This is a genomic window from Aquabacterium sp. (assembly GCF_044226965.1).
Lineage (GTDB): Bacteria > Pseudomonadota > Gammaproteobacteria > Burkholderiales > Burkholderiaceae_C > Pseudaquabacterium.
The window spans coordinates 13,083-31,251 of sequence record NZ_JBGAGA010000072.1 but is presented as its reverse complement, the minus strand read 5'-3'; the positions used below and the strand labels follow the sequence as shown (position 1 = coordinate 31,251).

At 71.2% G+C, this 18,169-nt stretch carries 13 protein-coding genes; 7 read left to right on the top strand and 6 right to left on the bottom strand.

Going from position 1 to position 18,169, the window contains the following annotated elements; translation table 11 throughout:
• Nucleotides 1-6,576 (top strand): response regulator (locus tag ACILR4_RS23800; protein WP_395703374.1); only part of this gene is annotated, 6,576 nt, incomplete at its 5' end.
• A gap of 120 nt (nt 6,577-6,696) precedes the next feature.
• On the opposite strand, the gene ACILR4_RS23795 is transcribed toward ACILR4_RS23800, so the two are convergent.
• On the bottom strand, nt 6,697-7,125 hold the full coding sequence (locus ACILR4_RS23795; protein ID WP_395703373.1) for a hypothetical protein: 429 nt from the start codon (nt 7,123-7,125) through the stop codon (nt 6,697-6,699).
• 537 nt (nt 7,126-7,662) lie between these two features.
• On the opposite strand from ACILR4_RS23795, the gene ACILR4_RS23790 reads away from it, so the two are divergent.
• Together ACILR4_RS23790 and ACILR4_RS23785 are read left to right on the top strand one after the other, a co-directional pair.
• Nucleotides 7,663-8,484 carry a sensor histidine kinase gene (locus ACILR4_RS23790; protein WP_395703375.1) on the top strand — a complete coding sequence of 274 codons (822 nt, stop codon included), beginning with the start codon at nt 7,663-7,665 and terminating at the stop codon, nt 8,482-8,484.
• Nucleotides 8,481-9,257 (top strand): LytR/AlgR family response regulator transcription factor, encoded by a 777-nt coding sequence (locus ACILR4_RS23785; RefSeq protein ID WP_395703372.1) that lies wholly within the window; start codon nt 8,481-8,483, stop codon nt 9,255-9,257. The genes ACILR4_RS23790 and ACILR4_RS23785 overlap by 4 nt, the downstream gene beginning before the upstream one ends.
• 6 nt (nt 9,258-9,263) lie before the next feature.
• On the opposite strand, the gene fahA is transcribed toward ACILR4_RS23785, so the two are convergent.
• The 5 genes from fahA to ACILR4_RS23760 are packed head-to-tail and all read right to left on the bottom strand — an operon-like array spanning nt 9,264 to nt 14,507.
• Nucleotides 9,264-10,589: a fumarylacetoacetase gene (fahA, locus tag ACILR4_RS23780; RefSeq protein WP_395703371.1), complete on the bottom strand. Its 1,326-nt coding sequence runs from the start codon at nt 10,587-10,589 to the stop codon at nt 9,264-9,266.
• A 7-nt stretch (nt 10,590-10,596) separates the two neighbouring features.
• Entirely contained in the window at nt 10,597-11,142 is a 546-nt protein-coding gene (locus ACILR4_RS23775) for a VOC family protein (RefSeq protein WP_395703370.1), read from the bottom strand.
• 34 nt (nt 11,143-11,176) lie between these two features.
• A complete protein-coding gene (locus ACILR4_RS23770) occupies nt 11,177-11,383 on the bottom strand; it encodes a DUF2783 domain-containing protein (RefSeq protein ID WP_395703369.1) in 207 nt (68 codons plus the stop codon).
• Between the two features lie 10 nt (nt 11,384-11,393).
• Nucleotides 11,394-13,085 carry an FAD-dependent monooxygenase gene (locus ACILR4_RS23765; protein WP_395703368.1) on the bottom strand — a complete coding sequence of 564 codons (1,692 nt, stop codon included), beginning with the start codon at nt 13,083-13,085 and terminating at the stop codon, nt 11,394-11,396.
• A gap of 33 nt (nt 13,086-13,118) precedes the next feature.
• Nucleotides 13,119-14,507 (bottom strand): MFS transporter, encoded by a 1,389-nt coding sequence (locus ACILR4_RS23760; RefSeq protein WP_395703367.1) that lies wholly within the window; start codon nt 14,505-14,507, stop codon nt 13,119-13,121.
• A gap of 189 nt (nt 14,508-14,696) precedes the next feature.
• Here ACILR4_RS23760 and ACILR4_RS23755 point away from each other — a divergent pair, with 189 nt between their 5' ends.
• The 4 genes from ACILR4_RS23755 (at nt 14,697) to ACILR4_RS23740 (ending at nt 18,104) form a co-directional block, all read left to right on the top strand.
• Entirely contained in the window at nt 14,697-15,167 is a 471-nt protein-coding gene (locus ACILR4_RS23755) for a MarR family winged helix-turn-helix transcriptional regulator (RefSeq protein ID WP_395703366.1), read from the top strand.
• A gap of 29 nt (nt 15,168-15,196) precedes the next feature.
• Nucleotides 15,197-15,691, top strand: a complete 495-nt coding sequence (locus tag ACILR4_RS23750) for a MarR family winged helix-turn-helix transcriptional regulator (protein WP_395703365.1) — start codon at nt 15,197-15,199, stop codon at nt 15,689-15,691.
• Between the two features lie 147 nt (nt 15,692-15,838).
• The gene (locus ACILR4_RS23745; RefSeq protein WP_395703364.1) at nt 15,839-16,792 is read left to right on the top strand and encodes a tripartite tricarboxylate transporter substrate-binding protein; all 954 of its coding nucleotides are present in this window, start codon (nt 15,839-15,841) and stop codon (nt 16,790-16,792) included.
• A 7-nt stretch (nt 16,793-16,799) separates the two neighbouring features.
• Nucleotides 16,800-18,104 (top strand): sulfatase, encoded by a 1,305-nt coding sequence (locus ACILR4_RS23740; RefSeq protein WP_395703363.1) that lies wholly within the window; start codon nt 16,800-16,802, stop codon nt 18,102-18,104.
• The last annotated feature ends 65 nt before the right edge of the window (nt 18,105-18,169 follow it).

Sequence of the window (18,169 nt, the reverse complement as noted above, 5' to 3'; positions counted from 1 at the left end):
ACCGGCGACGCCAGCGACTTCCGCGAGGAACATGCGCTGCTGCAGGCGCTGCAGGTGCCCGGCCTGCTGCATCCGCTGGAGCTCAGCACCTCCGGCGCGCTGCCGGCGATGGTGTGCGCCGACCTCCCGGTCACCGGCCTGACCGAACGGCTGGCGGCCGGCCCGTTCGGTCTCGAGGCCGGCCTGCGCCTGGGCTGCACGCTGGCCCGGGCGCTGGCGGGCCTGCATGCGGCGCAGCTGCCGCACGGCGACCTGCGGCCGGACAACCTGCTGGTGGACCCCGACACCGGCGCGGGCTGGATCGCCGATGTCAGTGCGGCGGTGGAACGCCGGCGGCTGGGCGCACAGGCGCCGCCGCCGATCGACGACTGGGCCTGGGTGGCGCCGGAGCAGACCGGGCGGATGAACCGGCCGGTCGACCACCGCGCCGACTTCTACCAGCTCGGCCTGCTGCTGTACCGTGCGCTGGCCGGCCGGCTGCCGTTCGAGGCGGCCGATCCGCTGGCCTGGGCCCACTGCCACGCCGCACGCCTGCCCCGGCCGCTGGCCGAGCTGGCGCCGCAGGTGCCCGCGCCGGTGTCCGCGCTGGTGATGAAGCTGCTGGCGAAGGACGCCGACCAGCGCTACCGCGCGGCCCAGGGCCTGGTGGCCGACCTGGACCGCTGCCTGGCCGAGTGCGAGCGCAGCGGCACCGTCACGGCCTTCGTGCCCGGCGCGGCCGATCCGCCGCAGGACATCGGCGCGCCGCAGCAGCTGCATGGCCGCGACGAGGCCCTGGCGGCGCTGGGCGCGGCCCTGGCGCGCGTCACGGCCCAGGCGCGGCCGCAGCTTGTGCTGGTGTCCGGGCCCGCCGGCATCGGCAAGACGCGGCTGGTGCAGGCCTGGCTGGCGTCGCTGGGCGCGGCGCCGCGGCGCGTGGTCGGCGCCAAGTTCGACTCGCAGCGCCGCGACGGGCCCTGGGCCACGCTGGCCCAGGCGCTGCACGATCTGGTCGCGCCGCTGCTGGGCGACACCGAGGCGCGCGTGGCCGCCTGGCGCGCGGCGCTGACCGAGGCGCTGGGCCCGGGCCTGCCGGTGATGGTGGAGCTGGTGCCGGCGCTGGCGCCGCTGGTCGGCCCGCAGCCCGCGCCGCCGGCGCTGGCCCCGGTGGAGGCGCAGAACCGGCTGCGCTGGGTGCTCGGCCGCTTCATCGGCGTGTTCGCGCGTGCCGAGCAACCGCTGCTGCTGTGCCTGGACGACCTGCAGTGGGCCGATGCGGCCGGCGTGGCGCTGCTGCGCGACCTGCTGGTCAACGACAACGCCGGCGCGCTGCTGATCGTCGGCGCCTGCCGCGACACCGCGCTGGCCGAGGCCGCGCATCCGCTGCGCGCGATGCTGGCCCAGGCCGACGCGGCCGGTGCGCAGGTGACCCACGTGCCGCTAGCCGCGCTGGGCGCCGAGCAGGTGCGCGCGCTGGTGGCCGACAGCCTGCACCTGCCGCCGGCCCAGGCCGAGCCGCTGGCCGCGCTGCTGCGCGAGCGCACCCGCGGCAATCCGTTCGACATCCTGCAGACGCTGTCCGAGCTGCGGGCCGAGGGCCTGCTGCACTTCGACGGCGCGCAGCAGGCCTGGCGCTGGGACGGCGACCCGCTGCGCCTGCGGCCACCTGCCGCGGATGCGCTGCAGCCAGTCGAGCGCCGCCTGCGCCGCCTGCCGGCGCTCACGCGCGACGCGCTGCAGCACGCGGCCTGCCTGGGCGGCAGCGGCCCGCTGGTGCTGCTGGCCGCCGCGCTGGGGGTGGCGCCGGCACGGGCCACCGAGCAGCTTCGGGCCGCGGCCGATGCCGGGCTGGTCGAGCTGAGCAACGAGCGCTACCGCTTCGTGCACGACCGCGTGCACGAGGCCGCGCTGGCCCTGATCGCGGCCGACGAGCTGCCCGCCTGGCACCTGCGCATCGGCCAGCGGCTGCTCGCCGCGCTCGACCCCGACGCGCGCTGCGAGCACCTGTTCGCCGTGGTGCACCAGCTCAACCGCGGGTGCGCGCTGCTCACCGATGCGGCGCAGCAGCTGCAGCTGGCGCAGCTGAACATCGAGGCCGGCCGCCGCGCCAAGGCCGGCCTGGCCTTCGCGCTGGCGCACGAGCACCTGGCGCGCGCCGCGGCCGCCTGGCCGGCCGATGGCTGGGCGGCGCGGGCCAGCGAGACCTTCGCGCTCGAGCAGGAACTGGCCGAGTGCGAGTTCCTGACCGCGCGCTTCCAGGAAGCCGAGGCACGCCTGGCGGCGCTGCTGCCGCGCGCCCGCTCGGCGGGCGAACGCGCGCACCTGTGCAGCCTGCGCATCCGGCTGCGCCTGGTGCCCGGCCAGTACGGCGCGGCGGCAGCGGTGGCGCTGGAGTCGCTGCGCCTGTTCGGCATCGAGATGCCGGCGGGCGACCCGGCCGCGCTGGTGCAGCAGGCGCGGCAGGAGATCGAGCAGGCCCTGGCCGGCCGCAGCGCCGAGTCGCTGCTGGAGGCCCCCGCGCTGGCCGACGACGACGCGCGCACCGTGCTCGGGCTGATCGTCGATTCGTTCACCGGCCTGTACATCGCGCGGCCGGACGCGTTCCCGTGGCTGGTGCTGCAGGCGATGCGGCTGGTGCTGCAGCATGGCAACTGCGAGGAGAGCGCGGTCGTCTACACCTACTACGCCCGCGTGCGGCTGTCGGCGTTCGGCGACATCGCCGGGGCCTTCGACTTTTCGCAGCTGGCGGTGCGGCTGAACGAGCGGCTGGACGACCGCCGGCGCCGCGGCATGCTGCTGTTCTCGCATGCCGGCTTCATCCACTTCTGGCGCCGGCCCTTCGCCAGCGGCCGGCCGATCCTCGACCGCGGCTATGCCGCCTGCCTGGAGGTGGGCAACTTCGCGCATGCGGCGCTGATCGCCGTCAACACCTGCCTGTACATGCTGGAAGGCGGCGAGCGGGTGGACGAACTGGCGCTGCAGGCCGGGCGCAGCATCGCCTTCCTGCGCGCCACGCACAGCGGCGGCACGCTGGAAGTGGTGCAGACCTTCGAGCGCTTCGCGCGCTGCCTGCAGGGGCGCACGGCCGCGCCGGCCTCGTTCGATGGCGATGGCCACGACCACGCCGCCGCGGTGCAGCGCCTGAGCGCGCAGAACAGCCTGGCCGGGCTGGCCATCGTGTACCTGCTCGAACAGGTGGCCGCCTTCCTGGCCGGCGATGCCGAGGCCTCGCTGCAGGCCGCCGCCCGCACCGAGGGCGTGCTGCGCGCCGTCACCGCGATGGCGGTGCAGCCGACCTTCACGTTCTACCGGGCGCTGGCGCTGGCCGCGGTGCACGAGCAGCAGCCGCCGGCGGCGCAGGCCGAGGGCCTGCGGCTGATCGAGCGCGCGGTGGCCGACCTGGCCGTGTGGGCCGGCCACTGCCCTGAGAACTATGCCAACCGGCATGCGCTGGTGGCGGCCGAGCTCGCGCGGCTGCAGGGCAACGTGCTGCAGGCCGAGGGGCTGTACGAGCAGGCCATCGCCGCCGCCCGCGCGGCCGCGCTGCCGCACCAGGCGGGGCTGGCGCTGGAGCGGGTGGCCGCGTTCCAGCGCAGCCGCGGCCTGACGCGCCTGGCCGACGACAGCCTGGCCGCGGCCCATGCGGCCTACACGCGCTGGGGCGCGACGGCCCGGCTGCGCCAGCTCGAGGCGGCGCACCCGGCGCTGCGCGCGGACGTGGCCGCGGCGATGCCGATCGACGCACTGGCGGTGATGAAGGCCGCGCAGGCGCTGTCGGGGCAGATCGATCTGGACGCGCTGCTCGAGACGCTGATGCGCATCGCGCTCGAGGAAGCGGGCGCGCAGTCCGCGCGGCTGTACGTGATCGAGGCCGACCACCTGGTCCTCGCGGCGCAGGTGCAGGTGCAGGGCGTCGAGCTCGCGCTGCAGCTGCACCGCCCGGGCCTGGCGGTGCAGGACGAGGACGCGCAGCATCCGGCCGCGGTGCTGCAGTACGTGCGGCGCAGCCGCGAGCCGCTGCTGCTGGCCGATGCGACGCAGCCGCACCCCTTCGGCGCCGATGCCTACCTGCAGCGCGTGCACCCGCGCTCGCTGCTGTGCCTGCCGCTGCTGCGCCGCGCCGAGGCGATCGGCGTGCTCTACCTCGAGCACGGGCTGAGCACGCATGCCTTCAGCGCGCGCCAGGCCGCGGTGCTGGGCATGCTGGCGGCGCAGGCGGCGATCTCGCTGGAGACCGCCGGCCTGTACACCGCGCTGAAGGAAGAGAACGAGCAGCGCCGGCGTGCCGAGGCCGCGGCCGTCGAGTGGCAGGCGCGCATCGCGCGGCTGGTGGAGTCCAACCTGATCGCGGTGCGCATCACCGACCTGGAAGGCCGCATCGTCGAGGCCAACGATGCCTACCTGCGCATCGTCGGCTACACGCGCGAGGAGATGCGGACCGGCGCGCTGACGACCGAACGGCTGACGCCGCCCGAGTACCGCGACGCCGACGCCGGCGCCGGGCTGGCGCTGCTGGAGGAAGGGCGCTACCGGCCGTACGAGAAGGAGTACCTGCACAAGGACGGCCGCCGCGTGCCGGTGCTGGTGGGCGGCATCCTGACGCCGGGGCCGCCGCCGCAGACGGTGGGCTTCGTGCTCGACCTCAGCGAGCGCCGCGCGCGGCTGGAGGCCGAGGCGGCCAGCCAGGCCAAGTCCAGCTTCCTGGCGCACATGAGCCACGAGATCCGCACGCCGATGAACGCGATCCTCGGCATGTCGCAGCTCGCGCTGCAGAGCGGGCTGAACGACACGCAGGCGCGCTACGTGCGCCACGTGCAGCGCGCCGCGGAATCGCTGCTGGCGATCCTGAACGACATCCTCGACCTGTCGAAGATCGAGGCCGGCCACCTCGAGATGGAGCAGCTCGAGTTCGACATCGACGAGGTGCTCGAGCGCCTGGGCACCCTGGTCGGGCAGAAGGCCGAGGAAAAGGGCCTCGAGCTGGTGTACGCGCTGCCGGCACGGCTGCCGCGCCGCCTGATCGGCGACCCCACGCGGCTGGGCCAGGTGCTGCTGAACCTGGTGGGCAATGCGGTCAAGTTCACCGAGCATGGCGAAGTCGTCGTCTCGGTGACGCAGCGCGCGCGCGAGGACGGCGCGGTGCAGCTCGCCTTCGAGGTGCGCGACACCGGCATCGGGCTGGAGCCGGAGCAGTTGGCCCGGCTGTTCCAGCCCTTCAGCCAGGCCGACAGCTCCACCACGCGCCGCTTCGGCGGCACCGGCCTGGGCCTGGCGATCAGCCGCCGCCTGGTCGAGATGATGGGCGGCGAGATCGGCGTCGACAGCGCGCCCGGTCGCGGCAGCAGCTTCCGCTTCAGCGCGCGCTTCGGCCTGCCCGCGTCCCAGGCCGCGCTGGCGCCGGCGGAGCCGCTGCGCGGGCAGCGGGTGCTGGTGGTCGACGACAACGCCTGCGCGCGCGAGCAGATGGCGGCGATGGCCCGCAGCCTATCGCTCGAGGCGATGACCGCGGCCGACGGCGAGGCCGCGCTGGCGACGATCACCGCGGCCGATGCGGCCGACCGCGCCGTCGACCTGGTGCTGCTGGACTGGAAGATGCCGGGCCTGGACGGCGTCGAAGTGGCGCGCCGGCTGGGCCACCTGCGGCTGCGCCACCCCCCGCCGACGGTGCTGATGGTCACGGCCTTCAGCCGCGACGAGGCCAGGCGCCAGGCACAGACGACCGAGGCCCCGGTGGCTACGCTGCTGGCCAAGCCGGTGACGCCCTCGACACTGCTGGACGCCTGCCTGGCGGTGCTGCAGCCCCAGCGCGGCGCGCGACCCGCCACCAGGCCCGCCGACGCGACCCCGCCAAGCCCGGGCCAGGCGCTGGCCGGCGCGCGGCTGTTGCTGGTCGAGGACAACCCGGTGAACCAGGAGCTGGCCTGCGAACTGCTGCGCCGCGCGGGCATCGAGTTCAGCGTCGCGGAGGACGGCCTGCGCGCGCTGGACCTGCTGCAGGAGCACACCTTCGACGGCGTGCTGATGGACTGCCAGATGCCCGTGCTCGACGGCTACGAGACGACGCGGCGGCTGCGCCAGGATCCGCGCTGGGCCCAGCTGCCGGTGATCGCGATGACCGCCAACGCGATGGTCGGCGACCGCGACAAGGCGCTGGCCGCGGGCATGAACGACCACGTGGCCAAGCCCATCCGCCAGGCCGACCTGTTCGCCACGCTCGCGCGCTGGATCCGCCCCGCGGCGGCGGCGCGCGGCACGGCGTTCGCCTTCGACGAGGCGGCGCTGCACAGCGGCGGCGTGACGCCCGGCAGCGCGCTGCACCAGCGCCTGCTCACGATGTTCAGCCAGAGCGCGCGCAATTTCGAGGCGCGCTTCCAGGCCGCGGCCGCCGACCCGGCAGCGGCCACGCGCCTGGCCCATGACCTGAAAAGCGAGGCCGGCACGCTCGGCGCGCAGGCGCTGGCCGCCGCGGCGGCGGAGCTGGAAGCCACGCTGTCGCGCGCGGCGCCGGCGCAGGAGGTGCAGGCGCGGCTGGACGTGGTGCTCGCGGCCCTGCCGCCGGTGCTGCGTGCGTTGCAGGCGCCGCCTGATCCGACGTGAGGACGCGCAGATAACGCGTTAGTAAACCGTGATGAAAAGTACCCGATGACCCCCACGACCACGCGGATCGCCATCGAAGGCGAACGAATCCGCTGCGTCGGCCGGCCAGGCGCGGCGTTCCTACATCGCATCCTGCGCAGGGCCCATGCCCTCGGTACGGGGCTTGCGCCAGGCCTCGCCCGGATGCAGGCAGTAGCGCGCCCAGACGTAGCGCCAAGGCATCACCAGGTAGGTCACGACGATCCCGATGCACTCGCCGAAGAGCACTTCCAGGTCCGGCGTGATGCGGTGGGCCAGCCAGGCCGGCAGGATGATCAGCAGGATCGCCACGGTCTTCCACAGCGTCTCGAACAGCATCAGCGGCAGCATCTGCAGCGGGTATCGGAGCCCCAGCACACACAGCAGGGCCAGCGCGGCCAGCATCGACTTGGCAATGACGCGCGGGGCCGGCCACGGGCCGATCTCGAACAGAACCTGCTGCCAGACGAAGAAGCCCATCACGCCGGCAATCAGCAGGTATCCCAGGCGCAGCGCGTGGATGCGCCACATCGGGACCGGTGGAAGTTCGCATGCTCGGGAAGATCCCATGACCGCCTTTCAGAGAGTGACCTGGTCGTGCAGGCAATCGACTGGTGTGCCGATGCCCTGGCCCCGCACTGTGGTCATCGCGCCGATCGACACCAAGCGGCCGACCGACGAGCGACGGGGATCGCCCACCGAGAGACGTTGGGCACGGACGAGAGGCGGTGGCGCCGCGTCCTGCGGCACGTTCCGGCGCTGAACCGGCGACTGCCAATGGCAACATCAGCGACCGTGACACCCGCCGTCGATCTCCATGCACCCCCTGCTGCAGGCTGGCGCCGTCTGGTCTCGTGGCCGCGCGTCAGGCTGTGGCTGGTCGTGACGGTGGTCTGGTCGCTGATCCGCACGCTCAGCTCGGTGACTGCGTTCACGGAATGGCTGGTGCGCTGCGGCGTGGCCGCCGCGCTGGGCGTGCTGGCCTACGGCCTGCTGGACCGATGGCCGCGACACCCCCCCGCCTGGTCACCGCGCTGGATCCTGCAGTTGCTGGCCGTGCTGCTCATCATGCCGCCGGCCACCTACCTGGGCTATGCCGTGACCGTCGGCACGCCGCATGTGCTGGCCCTCGGCACCGGCTACCGCGACGGATGGCTGATCACGGCCTTCATGGGTGTGCTGGTGGGACCCTGGATCGCGCTGGGGGCCCAGCTGCACCGCAGCGAGGCCTTCGCGCGGGAACAGGCACTGGCCTTCCAGCTGAGAAGCAGCGAGCTGGAACGCAAGGCCCTGGACGCGCGGCTGCGACTTCTGCAGGCGCGGGTCGAACCGCACTTCCTGTTCAACACGCTGGCCAACATCCGGTCGCTGGTGCGCCGGTCGGGCGGTGCGGATGCCACGGCGATGCTCGACCACCTCATCGCCTACCTGCGCGCGGCGGTGCCGACGCTGGGGAACGACCATGCGACCTTCGAGCATGAGCAGCAGATGGTCTGCGCCTACCTCGAGCTGATGCGCATGCGCATGCCGGACCGGCTGCGCTACACGGTACACATCGCTCCGGAAGCGCTGGTGCTGCACTGTCCTCCGATGGCCTTGCTGACCTTCGTGGAGAACGCCATCAAGCATGGGATCGATCCCAGCGAGACCGGCGGTAGCGTCGATGTGCGGGTGACCGTGCAGGCGCAGCGCGTGCAGGTGCGTGTGGCCGACACCGGGGTCGGTCTGCAGCCGCGGCGTGCCGACTCCACCGGCACCGGCCTGTCGAACCTGCGCGAGCGCCTGGCGCTGGCCTTCGGTGACGATGTGCAGGTTCGGCTCGGCAGCACAACGCCCCTGGGCACCGTGGCCGAGGCCGAGTTCCCGGTGCGCCGTGGAGGCCCGGCATGACCCCTTCCGCACTGATCGCGGACGATGAACCTCAGCTGCGCGACGAGCTCGCCGAGCTCCTGTCGTACGCATGGCCCGGGCTGCGCGTGGTGGCCCAGGCGCGCAACGGCCGGGAAGCGGTCGAGCAGTTCGAGCGTCTGCAGCCCACGGTCTGCTTCCTGGACGTGCACATGCCCGGGATGAGCGGCGTGGAAGCGGCGCATCACATCGGTCGACGCGCGCATCTGGTCTTCGTCACCGCATTCGAGCAGTACGCCGTCCAGGCCTTTGCACAGGGCGCGCTGGACTACCTGGTCAAGCCGGTGCTGCCGCTGCGCCTGGCGGAAACCGTGAACCGCCTGAAGGAGCGCATCCAGTGCGCGGCGCCGGCGCTCTTCAACGAGGCGCTGCTGCAGCAGCTGGCGCAGCAGTTGCATCGCGGCGGCCGGCCGCCCGGGCTCCGATGGCTGCGCGCCCAGGTGGGCGCAGCGCTACGGCTGATTCCGGTCGACCGGGTCGACTACCTGCAGGCCGACAGCAAGTACACCGTCGTGGCCTGGCGCAACGACGAGGGCGTCGTCAGCGAGGCGGTGGTGAGCGTGCCCCTCAAGGACCTGCTCGGCCAGCTGGACCCCGAGCAGTTCGTGCAGGTGCACCGCTCGGCGATCGTCAACCTCGGGTCGATCAGCCATGTGGTGCGCGGCGTGAACGAGACGGCGGACATCCACCTCAAGGGTCGCGCCGAGGTGCTGCGCGCCAGCCGAAGGTTCACGCATCACTTCAAGCAGATGTAGCTGCCCTCATGACCGCGGGGCCCGGGCCGGCAGCACGGTGCCCGTGCACGGGCCGAAGCCGATGCGCCGCGCACCGGCGCGTTCGCAGCTGCCGCGCAGGATGAGCGTGTCGCCGTCGGCCAGGAAGCTGCGCGTCTCGCCGTTGGGCAAGGTGATCGGACGCTGGCCGCCTTGCGTCAGTTCCAGCAGCGAGCCGGCCTGGTCCGCACCGGGGCCCGACAAGGTGCCCGAGCCGAACAGGTCGCCCGGCTGCAGGTTGCAGCCGCCCACCGTGTGGTGCGCGACGAGCTGCGCCGGCGTCCAGTAGGCCGCCTCGCCTGCGTTGCCGCGCGTCAGCCGCACGGCACCCTGCCCGGCTTCGCGCATCTGCGCGGTCTGCAGCCAGACGTCCAGCGTGATGTCGAGCGCGCCTCGCGCACGGTCATCGCGGCCGTCCAGGTACGGCAGCGGCTGCGGGTCACCCGCCGGTCGCACGAGTGGCGCGCGGAACGGCGCCAGCGCCTCCATCGTCACCACCCAGGGCGCCAGCGTGCTGCCGAAGTTCTTCGACAGGAAGGGACCGAGCGGCTGGTACTCCCAGGGCTGGATGTCGCGCGCCGACCAGTCGTTGAACAGGGCCACGCCGAACAGGTGCGCCTCGGCGTCTTCGATGGCGATCGGCTCGCCGAGCGCATTGCCGGTGCCGATCAGGAAACCCAGCTCGAGTTCGTAGTCCAGCCGCTGGCTCGCGCCGAATTGCGGCGTCTCGGCCGCAGCCTTGGTCTGGCCGAGCGGCCGGCGCACAGGGGTGCCGCTGACGACGATGGACGAACTGCGGCCGTGGTAGCCGATCGGCACCCACTTGTAGTTGGGCAGCAGCGGGTTGTCGGGGCGGAACAGTTTGCCGACCGTGGTGGCGTGGTGGATGCCGGTGTAGAAGTCGGTGTAGTCGCCAATGCGCGCCGGCAGCGTGTAGTCGGCATCGGCCTGCGGCACGAGGCAGCTTTCCAGCAGCGGCTGCGCGGCGGCGCCCTCGCGCAGCGCACGCGACAGCGACAGGCGCAGCGCCGACCACGCGGCCGGGCCCAGCGCCATCAAGGCGTTGAGCGAATCGCCAGCCGCGGCTTGCGCCGCGCGGGCGGCCGCGCCGTCGAAGGCACCGCGCGCGACGGCAGCGGCGAGATCTACGATCTGCGTGCCAATGGCGACACCACCGCGGAAGGCCTCATGGCTGCCGCGCCGGCGGAACACCGCCAGCGGCAGGTTCTGGATCGGGAAGTCGGTATCGGCCGCGTTGGCCGATGCGACCCAGCTGCGCAGCGCCGGATCGTGCGTTTCGTTCAGCGTGCCCATGCGGGCCTCAATGCCCCGCGGCCGCCAGGCTGCCATCGTGCATCCAGGCCGCGTGCTTCGGCGCCCGCCTGGTCACCGCCCACTCGTTGAGCATGTCCCACTTCACCGCGTCCAGCCGCTGCAGCATCGCCGGCGTGCCGGTGTTGGCGGCCAACTCCAGCCGGTGGCCGTTGGGATCGAAGAAGTAGATCGACTGGAAGATCGTGTGGTCGGTCGGGCCCAGCACCTCGATGCCGGCGGCTTCCAGCCGCGCCCTGGTGGCCAGCAGCGTGTCCACCGAGTCGCACTGCAGCGCCAGGTGCTGCACCCACGCCGGCGTGTTGCGGTCGCGGTCCATCGGTGGCTGCGAGGGCAGCTCGAAGAAGGCCAGGATGTTGCCCTGCCCGGCATCGAGGAAGACGTGCATGTAGGGGTCGGGGGCCTTGGTCGAGGGCACTTCGTCCTCGGCGATGGCCAGCACGAACGTCATGTCGAGATGCCGGCCGTACCACTCGACGGTCTGCTTAGCGTCGATGCCGCGGTAGGCGACGTGGTGGACCTTGTTGATCAGCATGGTGAATCCTGGGGGGTTGAGAGGCGTCCTGGGCTCAGAGGTCCCGCAGGGCCGCCTGCAGGTGCTGCTGGAATCGCTCGGGGTGGCCCAGCGCGTTGGCGTTGAGCAGCGCCAGCTTGACGAGGAACAGCTCGGACTTGTCCGGGCCGGCCTGGTCGATGGCGGCGGCCAGGGCGTCGTAGACGGTCTCGAGGCCGGGGATGGTCAGGGCTCGGGTCGGGGTGGTCGGGTTCGTGTTCATCGGGCTCTCCTCACTGGGGCAAGGCGGTGTCGAGGGCGCCCTGCAGGCGCGTGGCGTCCAGCGTCAGCCAGCGGGCGCAGACATGCTGGTCGGGGCGCAGCAGATAGCCTGCGCCGCTGGCCTGCACGCCGTAGCGGCGGCGGAAGTGGCCATCGGCGTCGGCCAGCGTCAGGTCGGCGCCGGCCACCGGATGGTCGGCCCCGACGGCGATCACCCGCAGCGGCACGCCGCGTTCGCGCGTGCGGGCCACCACCCGCTGCAGCGGCTCGGGGATGGCCGCGGCTTCTGTGAAATAGAGCAGGTCGAATCCGCCGCCCAGGTGGTCTAGCAGGAAGTCGTCGGCCGACAGGCGGATGTTCTGCGGCGGCGCGCCATGCGCCGGCCCGGAGGTGAACAGCGCGTTGTCGTCGCCGGCGCTGTTGAGCATCGAGCCGGTGTACTCGTGCGGGCGCGAGGTGCGCCAGTGGTACAGCGGGCGCACGAACTCCTCGGTCAGCGACAGCGACAGCACCGCGTCGCGCAGCAGGCGGAAGCCGCGGCTGGGCGGCGCCATGAAGCGCGTGCTCTTGCCGGCCTCGTCGATGATCTCGCGCGCCGCGCCGACGCGCTCGGCGCTGTGGTTGGCCAGCAGGGCCTGGCCCGCCAGGCCCTTGACGACGAAGGCCAGGTGCCAGGCCAGCGACTGCGCGTCCTGGAAGGCCGTGTTGGCGCCGCGCACGCCGAAGATCGGCAGCAGGTGCGCGGCGTCGCCGGTGAAGAGCACGCGGCCGTGCACGTAGTCGGGCAGGGTCAGCGTGCGCGCCGAATACACCGAGCACCAGTCCATCTCCCAGCGCGCGCCGGCATGGCCGATCATCGCCAGCTGCGCGTCGATGCGCGCCTTCAGCGATTCGGGCTGCAGCGCCTGCTCGGGCGTTTCGCCGGCCGGCAGCTGGTAGTCGACGCGCCAGATGCCGTGCGGCTCGCGGTGCATCAGGATGGTGTTGCCGGGGTTCCAGTCCGGGTCGAAGTAGGCCAGCCGTTCGGTCGGCAAGGGCAGGTCGATCTTGATGTCGGCGATGACGAAGAAGCCTTCGTACGACGCGCCTTCCATCTGCAGGTTCATCGCCGTGCGGATCGGCGAGCGGCCACCGTCGGCCGCGACCAGCCACTCGGTCTCCAGCGTGTACGGCCCCTGCGGCGTGTCGATCTCGACCCGCGCCACCTCGGCGTCCTGCTCGACCTTGATCACCTTGTTGCCCCAGCGGAAGTCGATCAGCGGCTCGGCCGAGCAGGCGTCCAGCAGGTACTCCTCCATGTACTGCTGCTGGATATTCAGCATCGGGAAGAAGCGATCGTCGGCATCGTGCGGCGCTTCCATGCGGAAGACACGCTGGCCGCGGTAGTAGGAGTTGCCGAAGCGCCAGGGCAGCCCGTTCTCGGTCATGCGCGCGGCGGTGCCCACCTGTTGCAGGATCTCCATCGAACGGCGCGTGAACACGATGGCGCGGCTGCCCTGCGAGACCTGCAGCTCCGAGGTGACGACGACGCTGGGCACGCCGTGCCGCGCCAGCTCCAGCGCGGTCACCATGCCGGCCGGGCCCGAGCCGACGATCACCACCTTCTGGCGGGCCTGCGCCGGATGGTCCGAGGGCAGCCAGGGCTGGTGGACCTGGTAGTCGTAGTAGATCGAAGGACGGGCTTCGGTGCTGGGGCGGTGCATGGGGATGTCTCCTCGCAGGGTTCGCGCAATGGGTCAGGCGGCCGAGCCGACGGCGCGCGTCGCTTTCGGGGCTTTCGAGGCTTTCGGGATCGGCAGGATCAGGGCGATGGCACAGCCCACGACGAGCAGCACCGACGCGTAGACCAGCCCGGTGCTGAAGCTGTGCGTGAGGTCCTTCAACCAGCCCACGATCAGCGGGTTGAATGCCGAGCCGAGGTTGCCCACCGCGTTGATCACGGCGATGCCCAGGGCGCGTGCGCGGAAGCTGAGCGCATGGTCGGGCGTGGTCCAGAAGATCGACATCGCGGTGTACGCGCCGGTCGAGGCGAAGCAGACGCCCAGCAGCTGAACCGCGGGCTGCGAGGACCAGGCCGTCATCAGCCAGCCAAGCGCCGCGAACAGCATCGGCAGGACGAGGTGCCAGCGGCGCTCCTGCGCCTGGTCCGAGCGGCGGCCCCACCAGACCATGCCGACGATCGTGCAGACCTGCGGGATCGCGGCGAGCAGGCCGATCGTCGAGTTGCTGGCGCCGCCGCTGAAGCTCTTGACGATCAGCGGTGTCCAGACGGCGACCATCGCCAGGCTGTTGACCAGGCAGAAGTAGGCGACCGAGAACTTCAGCACCGTGGAAGAGCTCAGCTCGGAGAGCAGGCTGCGCCGTGCGCTGCCGGCTGGCGGCACCGGATCGGAGGTGTGTTCCGCCGTCAGCATGCGCGACAGCGTCGTCTTCTCGTCGTCGGTCAGCCAGGTCGCCCGCTGGGGCGTGTCGGTGAGGTAGCCGTACACGACGATGCCGAGCACCGCGGCTGGCAGGCCTTCGAGCAGGAACAGCCACTGCCAGCCCTTGAGCCCGTAGGTGCCGTCCAGGCCGAGGATCAGCCCCGAGAGCGCCGAACCGACACCGGCCGTCACCGGCATCGCGATCATGAACAGCGCGTTGGCGCGGGCCCGGTAGGCGGACGGGAACCAGTACGTCAGGTACAGCAGCATGCCGGGCAGGAAGCCGGCCTCGGTGATGCCGACCAGCACACGCCAGAAATACAGGGACTCGGCGCTGGTCGCGAACATCGTCGCGGTGGAGGCCAGGCCCCAGGCGACCATGATCGTGCCGATCCAGCGACGGGCACCGATGCGCGCGAGGGCGATGTTGCTCGGCACCCCGCAGGCGATGTAGGCCAGGTAGAACAAGGTCGTCGCCAGGCCGAACTGCGTGCTGGTCAGGCCCAGGTCCTTCACCATCGTCAGGCCTGCGAAGCCGATGTTGATGCGGTCGAGGAAGGACACGACGAACAGCAGGAACAGGAAGCCCAGCAGGTGGCGCGAGACCTTCTGGATGACCCGCTGGTCGGCGCCGAGGGTGGCGTCCGCCGCGGGCAAGGGTCCGGGCGGGTGTTCGATCGGTGTGGCAATGGGCGAGCTCAACGGGTTCTCCTGGCGTCCGCCGATCGGGTGGGCAATAGTTGCGGACGCAACCAGTATGGGTCGACCTGCAGTAAAGTGCACGCGGGTTTTCACTAGTTGCGAGCGCAACGATATACGCCTAAGTGGTTGTGCTCGCAACCAGTGCCGGCTTATAGTGCGCGGGTTCCGACGCGGCCGACCAGGACCCCGATGAGTTCACCGAAGCGCAGCCCTGCTCCACTGGATCGCACCATCACGCACCGACTGCACACCCTGTCGAAGATCACCGACCGCGCGTCCCAGGCCGCCTACGAGACCGACGCCGGCATCCCGTTCAGTGAAGGTCGATGCCTCGCCGCCATCGGCGCCTTCAGTCCCTTGTCCGTCAACGACCTGGCGCAGCGGGCCAACCTGAACAAGGCCCAGGCCAGCCGCGCCGCGCAGTCGCTGGTCGACCAGGGCCTGGTCCGCAAGGAGGCCAGCGCCACCGACGGGCGCGGCGTGGTGCTCACGTTGACAGCCAAGGGCGAACGGGTCTGGCAGCGCCTGATGCTCGTGATCGACCGGCGCAACGCCGAGATCGTCGCCTGCCTCGACGCCACCGAGCTCCAGCAGTTCAGCCGGCTGCTCGATCGGCTCGTCGAGCACGCCCGAGGCACAGCCGACGATGACGGTGCCTAGGTGGCCGTACAGGCAAGAGGAGACGATCGATGACGGGCTCAATCGAGGATCCCAGTGGCATCCAGGACCTGTTGCTCTTCCGGTTGAGCAAGATCGTGTCGATCGGCGGCAGCATGGTGACGCGGATCTGCGAAGGCCAGTTCGGCATCACCCGGCGCGAGTGGGCTGTCTTGGCCATGGTGGCCCAGGCAGACGAGATGCCGTGGTCACGCATCGTCGAGCAGTCCGAACTCGATGACGCCCGACTGTCCCGTGCCGTCTCTTCCCTGGTGGCCAAGGGCCTGGCTTCGAAGCGGCGGATCCCGTCCCGGGGGGTGTGGGTCTCGTTGACCGATGCAGGAAGGTCCGTCTTCGCGGCGCTGTTTCCCGTGACGCGATCGGTGAACCTGCGCTTGCTCGAGGCCCTCGACGAAGCCGGGCGCAAGCAGCTCGATCGGGCGCTCGACGCGATTCATCACAGGGCCGTCGCCCTGGCGGAACAGACGGATCTCCCCAACGCGGACAGGCGCCGAGGCAAGGCCTGAGCAGGCTGTCCACAGGGTTTACGGGGATCAGTGTTGATTAGAACAAGCATTGACCGCGGTCCTAGCATGCCCCCTGACCCTGCCAGCGACAGGGCATCCAGCATTGAACCTACGTCTTTCGGAGTCGCCATGCAGCGCAGATTTGCCATGTCAGCCATCGCAGCGTCGATCGCCCTGACCCTTCAGCCGGGTCTTGCGGCCGCACAGGCGGGCTCTTCCTTGAAGATCGTCGTCGGCTTCGCCCCCGGGGGGAGCGTCGACGCACTCGCCCGACAGGTCGCCGAGACGCTGCAGACTGCGCTCGGGCGGCCGGCGCTCGTCGAGAACCGCACCGGCGCGGCGGGACGCCTGGCGATCGAACAGGTCAAGGCGTCGACCCCGGACGGCGACACGCTGCTGCTGGTTCCCCACGGCCCCGTCACCTTGTTCCCCCATGTGTTCAAGAGCCTCAAGTTCGACATGGAGAAGGACTTCGTTCCGGTGACGCGCATCGCGACGGGCGACTACGCGCTGTCGATCGGCCCGGCCGCCCCCGCCAAGGACCTGGCCGGGTTCATCGCCTGGGCCAAGACCGCGGGAGACAAGGCGAGCTTCGGCTCACCCGGTGCAGGGACCCTGCCCCACCTGCTCGGCGTCTCCGTGGCCCGGGCGATCGGCACGACCATGACGCACGTGCCCTATCGCGGCTCGGCCCCGGCCATGACGGACCTGGCGGGCGGCCAGATCGCCGCCGTCCTGAGCCCGGTCACCGAGGCGCTTCCGCTGCACAGCGCGGGCAAGATTCGCATCATCGCGACAGCCGGCGCGACGCGGTCTCCGTTCCTGCAGGGCGTTCCGACGCTGAAGGAATCCGGCATCGACATCGACGTGCCCCTGTGGTTCGCGCTGTACGCGCCCGCCGCCACGCCGGCGGCCACGCTGGCAAAGCTGCGGACGGCCGTGGTGCAGTCGCTGTCAAAACCGGAAGCGGCCCAGAAGATGAAGGTGCTCGGTCTGGTGCCTGCCCCCAGCCAGCCGCAGGAGCAGTTGGCGCTTCAGCGCAAGGAGAGCCAGCTGTGGGAGAAGGCCGTGAAGCTGTCCGGCTTCACGCCCGAAGATTGAAGCGGCCATGAACGTCATCTACGTCGTTGCGGACGATCTGGGCTACGCGGACCTGGGCTGCTACGGCGGTCGCTCGGCGGACTTCGGCGCCGTGTCCCCGAACATCGACAGGCTGGCCCGCGAAGGGATTCGCTTCACGCAGGGCTACGCCAACTCGCCGGTCTGTTCGCCGACCCGGTTTGCCCTGATGACGGGCCGCTACCAGTACCGCCTGCGCGGTGCCGCCGAGGAACCCATCAACAGCAAGTCACGCGGCAGCCAGACCTTGGGCCTGCCGCCGGATCATCCGACGATGCCCTCGCTGCTGCGCGACGCTGGCTGGCGCACCGCCTTGATCGGCAAGTGGCATCTCGGCTATCCCCCGCACTTCGGTCCGCGCCTGTCCGGCTACGAGACGTTCTACGGCCCGATGTCCGGCGGCGTGGACTACTTCACCCACTGTTCGAGCAACGGTGCGCACGACCTGTTCGAGAACGAGGAGGAAGTCGAGGACATCGGCTACCTCACCGACCTGATCTCGAACCGTGCCGTGGCATGGCTGGACCAGGTGGCCACCACGGGTGCGCCGTTCCTGCTGAGCCTGCACTACACCGCGCCCCACTGGCCGTGGGAGACCCGCGATGACGCCGCCAGGGCCGAGCAGGTGAAGGGCAACCTGTTCCACCTGGACGGCGGAAACATCCACACCTATCGGCGGATGATCCACCACATGGACGAGGGCATCGGCCAGGTGATGGCCACCCTGGAGCGCCACGGCATCGCGGACGACACGCTGGTCATCTTCACCAGCGACAACGGTGGCGAGCGCTTCTCGGACAACTGGCCGCTCGTCGGCGGCAAGATGGATCTCACGGAGGGCGGCATCCGGGTGCCCTGGATCGCGCACTGGCCCCGTGTCATCGAGCCGGGACGCGCCAGCCACCAGCACTGCATGACGATGGACTGGACCGCGACCGTGCTGGACGCCGCGAACGTCGCGCCAGCCGCGACCCATGCGCTCGACGGCGTGTCCCTGATGCCTGTGCTGCGGGGCGGGCCCGCGTTTCATCGGCCGATGTACTGGCGCATGAAACATCGTGGCCAGCGAGCCCTGCGCGATGGCCGGTGGAAGTACCTGCAAGTGGACGGCCACGAGTACCTCTTTGACGTCGAGGCCGACGAACGCGAAAGGGCGAATCTGGCGCTGCGCGAAAAGGCACGCCTCGATGCCCTGCGAGACAGCTGGCTCGCGTGGAACGCGACCATGCCGGAGATCCCGGCCGATGCGACCGTCAGCCTCGGCTACTCGGTGAAGGACATGCCGCAGCGCTGAGGCGGGACCGACGCCCCCGCACCGGGAGGGGGCGAAAAAAAGAGCCGGCAGCCTCTGGGAGGCCC

What these genes read in the sequence shown, in the direction of transcription:
- ACILR4_RS23795 (WP_395703373.1), bottom strand. Translation starts at nt 7,125, where the DNA reads ATGTGGCGCATCCACGCGCTGCGCCTGGGATACCTGCTGATTGCCGGC.
- ACILR4_RS23790 (WP_395703375.1), top strand. Translation starts at nt 7,663, where the DNA reads ATGCCGCCGGCCACCTACCTGGGCTATGCCGTGACCGTCGGCACGCCG.
- ACILR4_RS23785 (WP_395703372.1), top strand. Translation starts at nt 8,481, where the DNA reads ATGACCCCTTCCGCACTGATCGCGGACGATGAACCTCAGCTGCGCGAC.
- fahA (WP_395703371.1), bottom strand. Translation starts at nt 10,589, where the DNA reads ATGGGCACGCTGAACGAAACGCACGATCCGGCGCTGCGCAGCTGGGTC.
- ACILR4_RS23775 (WP_395703370.1), bottom strand. Translation starts at nt 11,142, where the DNA reads ATGCTGATCAACAAGGTCCACCACGTCGCCTACCGCGGCATCGACGCT.
- ACILR4_RS23770 (WP_395703369.1), bottom strand. Translation starts at nt 11,383, where the DNA reads ATGAACACGAACCCGACCACCCCGACCCGAGCCCTGACCATCCCCGGC.
- ACILR4_RS23765 (WP_395703368.1), bottom strand. Translation starts at nt 13,085, where the DNA reads ATGCACCGCCCCAGCACCGAAGCCCGTCCTTCGATCTACTACGACTAC.
- ACILR4_RS23755 (WP_395703366.1), top strand. Translation starts at nt 14,697, where the DNA reads ATGAGTTCACCGAAGCGCAGCCCTGCTCCACTGGATCGCACCATCACG.
- ACILR4_RS23750 (WP_395703365.1), top strand. Translation starts at nt 15,197, where the DNA reads ATGACGGGCTCAATCGAGGATCCCAGTGGCATCCAGGACCTGTTGCTC.
- ACILR4_RS23745 (WP_395703364.1), top strand. Translation starts at nt 15,839, where the DNA reads ATGTCAGCCATCGCAGCGTCGATCGCCCTGACCCTTCAGCCGGGTCTT.
- ACILR4_RS23740 (WP_395703363.1), top strand. Translation starts at nt 16,800, where the DNA reads ATGAACGTCATCTACGTCGTTGCGGACGATCTGGGCTACGCGGACCTG.